The sequence below is a fragment of the Saccharomonospora saliphila YIM 90502 genome (genome assembly GCF_000383795.1).
GTDB classification, from domain to species: domain Bacteria; phylum Actinomycetota; class Actinomycetes; order Mycobacteriales; family Pseudonocardiaceae; genus Saccharomonospora; species Saccharomonospora saliphila.
The window spans coordinates 43,533-48,699 of sequence record NZ_KB912619.1 but is presented as its reverse complement, the minus strand read 5'-3'; the positions used below and the strand labels follow the sequence as shown (position 1 = coordinate 48,699).

4 protein-coding genes are annotated in these 5,167 nt (G+C 70.2%); 1 reads left to right on the top strand and 3 read right to left on the bottom strand.

What is annotated here, in order from left to right; translation table 11 throughout:
• Positions 1-202: 202 nt before the first annotated feature.
• Positions 203-844 (bottom strand): mycothiol-dependent nitroreductase Rv2466c family protein, encoded by a 642-nt coding sequence (locus SACSA_RS0102890; protein ID WP_019813346.1) that lies wholly within the window; start codon positions 842-844, stop codon positions 203-205.
• A 188-nt stretch (positions 845-1,032) separates the two neighbouring features.
• On the opposite strand from SACSA_RS0102890, the gene pepN reads away from it, so the two are divergent.
• On the top strand, positions 1,033-3,594 hold the full coding sequence (gene pepN / locus SACSA_RS0102885) for an aminopeptidase N (protein ID WP_019813344.1): 2,562 nt from the start codon (positions 1,033-1,035) through the stop codon (positions 3,592-3,594).
• A gap of 73 nt (positions 3,595-3,667) precedes the next feature.
• On the opposite strand, the gene SACSA_RS0102880 is transcribed toward pepN, so the two are convergent.
• Together SACSA_RS0102880 and ctaJ are read right to left on the bottom strand one after the other, a co-directional pair.
• The gene (locus SACSA_RS0102880) at positions 3,668-4,168 is read right to left on the bottom strand and encodes a DUF5130 family protein (protein WP_028661472.1); all 501 of its coding nucleotides are present in this window, start codon (positions 4,166-4,168) and stop codon (positions 3,668-3,670) included.
• On the bottom strand, positions 4,155-4,394 hold the full coding sequence (gene ctaJ, locus SACSA_RS0102875; protein ID WP_019813335.1) for an aa3-type cytochrome oxidase subunit CtaJ: 240 nt from the start codon (positions 4,392-4,394) through the stop codon (positions 4,155-4,157). The genes SACSA_RS0102880 and ctaJ overlap by 14 nt, the downstream gene beginning before the upstream one ends.
• Positions 4,395-5,167: the final 773 nt, after the last annotated feature.

Here is a 5,167-nt window from a genome sequence, read left to right as displayed (position 1 = left end):
CGAGCAGCTGAGCGCCCTGGCACGCCTGCGCCAGGACCGCGACGCGGGCGCGCTGACCACCGAGCAGGCCCTCGAGCGCTCGCCGCTGGCCCGGCACGTCACGGAAGCGGCCCTGCGCTGACCTCCGAGAACTCGCCACGAGCCCGCCCGTGCGCCGCGCCCGCCCGATGGTCGTGAACGGGCGCGGCCGTGTGGCGGGACGTCAGTCGAACGACAGCTCGCCGGTGCGCGTGCGCTTGAGCTCGAAGAAGCCGGGGTAGCTCGCCAGCATGCGAGCGCCGTCGAACATCCGGAGGGCCTCCTCCCCGCGCGGAATCGAGTTCAGCACCGGGCCGAAGAAGGCCACGCCGTCGATGTGGAGTGTCGGCGTGCCGACGTCCATTCCCACGGGGTCCATCCCCTCGTGATGGGTCTGGCGCACGGCGTCGTCGAACTCGGTCGACTCCCCGGCCGTCAGCAGCGTGTCCGGGGCGCCCACCTCATCGAGCGCCCCCTTGAGCACGACGTCGACGTCCGAGTTGCCCTCGTTGTGGTAGCGGGTGCCGAACGCGGTGTAGAAGTCGCGCAGCACCTGCTCACCGCTGTGCCGGGCGAGTGCGACGGCCACGCGGACGGGAGCCCACGCCTTGCGCATCACGTCCTGGTACTGCTCGGGAAGGTCCCGTCCCTCGTTGAGGACGGCGAGGCTCATCACGCGGAATTTCAGGTCGATGTCCCGGTGCTTTTCCACCTCCAGGATCCACCGGGACGTGATCCAGGCGAACGGGCACATCGGGTCGAAGTAGAAGTCGACCTGGGCGGGCCGCCCCGTCTCGGACGACGCGGTGGTCTCGGGTGCGCTCAACGCGGTCTCCTTGGTTGCCGGTTGCGACGATTCGTAGCGGGTAGTCACTTCTCTTCCGCGCCAACACCGTCGCGACCCCGCTTGTTCCCGTCGCCGACGAGCACGGCGCATGATTGGATCAACGACAGCACGGGCGGGACACCGCCCGCAAGAGAGCCACAACGACCGACGACAGCACAGAGGTGCCAGTGCCCGCCCCCAACCTGACCCGCGAGCAAGCCCGGCAGCGTGCCGAACTCCTCGATGTCGAAAGCTACGACATCGAACTCGACCTCACCGACGGCCACGGCGGCCCCGGCGAGAACACCTTCGACTCCACCACCACCGTCCGCTTCGCCGGGAGAGCGGGTGAGAGCACGTGGGTGGACATCGTCGCCGAGCGCCTCCGTTCGGCCACGCTGAACGGCGCCGAACTCGACGTCTCCGGTTACGTCGAGGACGACGGGCTGGTACTGCCCGAGCTCGCGGCGTCCAACGAGCTGGTCGTGCGCGCCGACGCCCGCTACATGAACACGGGTGAGGGCCTGCACCGGTTCGTCGACCCGGTCGACGGCGGCGTCTACCTCTACACCCAGTTCGAGACGGCCGACGCCAAGCGGATGTTCGCCTGCTTCGACCAGCCGGACCTCAAGGCGACCTACCGGCTCACCGTCGTCGCCCCACGCGACTGGCGGGTCGTGTCCAACGCGCGGGTCGCCTCGCGGGAGGACACTCCCGAGGGCGCGGTGCGCACGGTGTTCGCGACCTCGGAACGCATGTCGACCTACCTCGTCGCCCTGATCGCCGGGCCGTACGCCCAGTGGAGCGATACCTACTCCGATCAGCACAAGACGATTCCGCTGGGGATCTACTGCCGGGCGTCGCTGGCCGAATACATGGACGCCGAGCGGCTGTTCACCGAGACCAAACAGGGATTCGCCTTCTACCACGAGAACTTCGGCGTGCCCTACCCGTTCTCGAAGTACGACCAGCTCTTCGTGCCGGAGTTCAACGCGGGCGCGATGGAGAACGCGGGCGCGGTGACGTTCCTCGAGGACTACGTCTTCCGCAGCCGCGTCACCCGCTACGCCTACGAGCGCAGGGCCGAGACGCTGCTGCACGAGATGGCGCACATGTGGTTCGGCGACCTGGTGACCATGCAATGGTGGGACGACCTGTGGCTCAACGAGTCGTTCGCGACCTTCGCCAGCGTCCTCGCGCAGGCCGAGGCCACCGAGTACACGGGGGCCTGGACCAGCTTCGCCAACATCGAGAAGTCGTGGGCCTACCGGCAGGACCAGCTCCCCTCCACCCACCCCATCGCCGCCGACATCGTGGATCTGCACGCCGTCGAGGTGAACTTCGACGGCATCACCTACGCCAAGGGCGCGAGCGTGCTCAAGCAGCTCGTGGCCTACGTGGGCCTCGAGAACTTCCTGTCCGGCCTCGCCGTGTACTTCCGCAAGCACGCCTGGGGCAACGCCACGCTGTCCGACCTGCTCACCGCGTTGGAGGAGGCCTCGGGGCGCGATCTGTCCTGGTGGAGCTCGCAGTGGCTGGAGACCACCGGGCTGAACAGCCTGCGCCCGCGGTTCGAGGTGGACTCGTCGGGCCGGTACTCGGCGTTCTCCGTGCTCCAGGGCGGCGCGAAACCCGGCGCGGGTGAGCTGCGCACACACCGCGTGGCGGTCGGTGTCTACGACGACGACGGCGCGGGCAGGCTGGTGCGCACGCACCGCGTCGAGCTCGACGTGGACGGCGAGCGCACGCCCGTCGCGGATCTGGTCGGCGTGCCCGCGGGCACCCTCGTGCTGGTCAACGACGACGACCTCACCTACTGCACCATGCGGCTGGACAACGACTCCCTGGTCACGCTGATCGACCGGATCGCCGACATCACCGAGCCGCTGCCGCGCACCCTGTGCTGGTCGGCGGCGTGGGAGATGACCCGGGAGGCCGAGCTGAAGGCGCGCGACTTCGTCACGCTCGTGCAGCGCGGCATTCAGGCGGAGACCGAGGTGGGCGTGGTGCAGCGGCTGCTGATGCAGGCGCAGACCGCGCTCAACTCCTACGCCTCGCCCGACTGGGCGCGTGAGCACGGCTGGCCCGCGTTCACCACGCGCGTGCTCGAGCTGGCGCGCGCGGCCGAGCCCGGTTCGGACCACCAGCTCGCGTTCGTCAACGCGCTGACGGCCTCGGTGCTGGACGAAGCCATGCTCGCCGTGCTGACGGGCTGGCTGGACGGCTCCGCGCCGCTGGAGGGGCTGACCGTGGACACCGATCTGCGCTGGCGGCTGCTGCACGCGCTCGTCGCGCACGGTCGCGCGGGCACGGCCGAGATCGACGCCGAGCAGGAGCGGGACGACACCGCCACCGGCCGCAGGCACGCGGAGCGGGCGCGGGCGCTGCGGCCCACCCCGGACGCCAAGGCCGAGGCCTGGCGGCGGGCGATCTACGACGACGAGTCCCCCAACGCCGTCAACGAGGCGATCATCGCCGGGTTCTCCCACCCGGCGCAGAAGCACCTGCTCACCGAGTACACGCGCGCCTACTTCGACGTGCTCGACGAGGTGTGGGGCAGGCGTTCGAGCGAGCGGGCGCAGCCGACGGTGGTGGGCCTGTACCCGACGTGGGAGGTCTCGGCCGAGGGCATCGCGGCCGCGGACGCCTGGCTCGACGGCGCGCACCCGGCGGCCCTGCGCCGCCTGGTCACCGAGGGCAGGGCCGGAGTGGCCCGCGCCCTGGCGGCCCGCCGCTTCGACGAGTCCTGACCCCGCGTTGCTGGCACGTCGTCAAGGCCTCCTTCACTGCGTTCAGTGCAGTAAAGGAGGCCTTGACGGCACGTCAACGGTGGGAGGGGGGCGCGCCCGCCTGATCGGCCATCATGCGCAGACCGCCCACGAGGCCGCCGATGAGGTCGCCCTCCTTGAACGAGGCCACCATGCTCATCACCGCGAGCTTGCAGCCGCGGTCGGAGAGCCGGTGCCGGGCGTCCGAGCCGGTGACGATCTCGGCCACCCGCTCGCCGGGGGACACGGCGACCAGCACCGCATTGTCCGCCTGCGCGCCCAGTGAATCGTGCAGGGACTCGGCGCCCGCGCGGCTGTCGTCGCCGAGTTCACCGAGGTAGATGCTGAAGTCGAGCGCGGTCTCCCGGCTGGCCAGGGTCAACGCCTCGTCCAACCGCGCCAGCTGTGCCGTGGTGAAGGGGCCGGACGGAGCAACCGGTTCGTACATTTGCGCCACGGACACTCGCCCGCTCGCGGTCACGGCGGCCCCGGGCTGGAGTTCGGTGCCCTCCAGTCCGGTCGAAGCGGTGTCCCGCGTCAGCTCACCAGTTCCCACGTGCACCTCCACGCACTGTCGACGGCGCCGAGGTGTCCCCCTCGGCGACGCGCTCACCGACACCGTCCGGGTTCGCCGTCCACCACACGGGCGGGTAGTCCCACGGCTGTCCGGGCCGGTACCTGGGCCTGCTCGCGAACTTGGACCGCAGCGTCAGCAACGCGAAGAAGCCGTATATGGCCACCGGTATCGCCACGAAGACCAGAGTCGTCTCGAGGATGCTCACTCCCCGGAGGGTAGTCGACCCGATCGTGGCCCGTCGCAGGTGCCACGGTGAAACCGCTGATCCGCCCACCGGGGGCTCTCCGACATCTCCTCCGCTTGCCACGCGGCCGATCCCACGTTGAGCGGAAAGCTCGCTCGCGAAAGGTTGCAATTCCACGTACGTGCGTTGGCAGGGACGCCAACAGCCTTGTTCCCCCCATCGAGACCTCGTAGTTTTTCACCTGTACGGACCTTGCGCCGAATTTCCGCAGCACGAAAACCCGCACACCGCCGTCACGGGAGGATCTGCCATGCCCGCCCTTCTGACCTCCGTTCCGTCCACGCGCACCACCGTCTCGCTCCCCGCTGACGCCCCCGCCGCCGCGGGAACGCGGGTCACGTGCGGTACGCGAGTCACGTGCGGCACTCGGGTGACAGCCGGCACCAGGGTCACTCGTGGTACGCGAGTCACCCGCGGGACGCGTGTCACGGCGGGCACGCGAGTCACCCGCGACACGGCAGGCACCCGCGTCACCGCAGGCACCCGCGTCATCCGCGATACGGCAGGCACGCGGGTCACCGCCGGAACTCGAGTCACTCGGGACACGGCGGGCACGCGAGTCACCCGCGACACAGCGGGCACCCGCGTCACCGCAGGCACCCGCGTCACCCGCGACACGGCAGGCACCCGGGTGACCCGGGGCACTCGGGTCACCCGGGGCACCCGCGTGACCCGCGGCACCCGGGTCACCCGCGGAACGCGAGTCACGCGGTAACCGGTACCGCCCCTCTCTC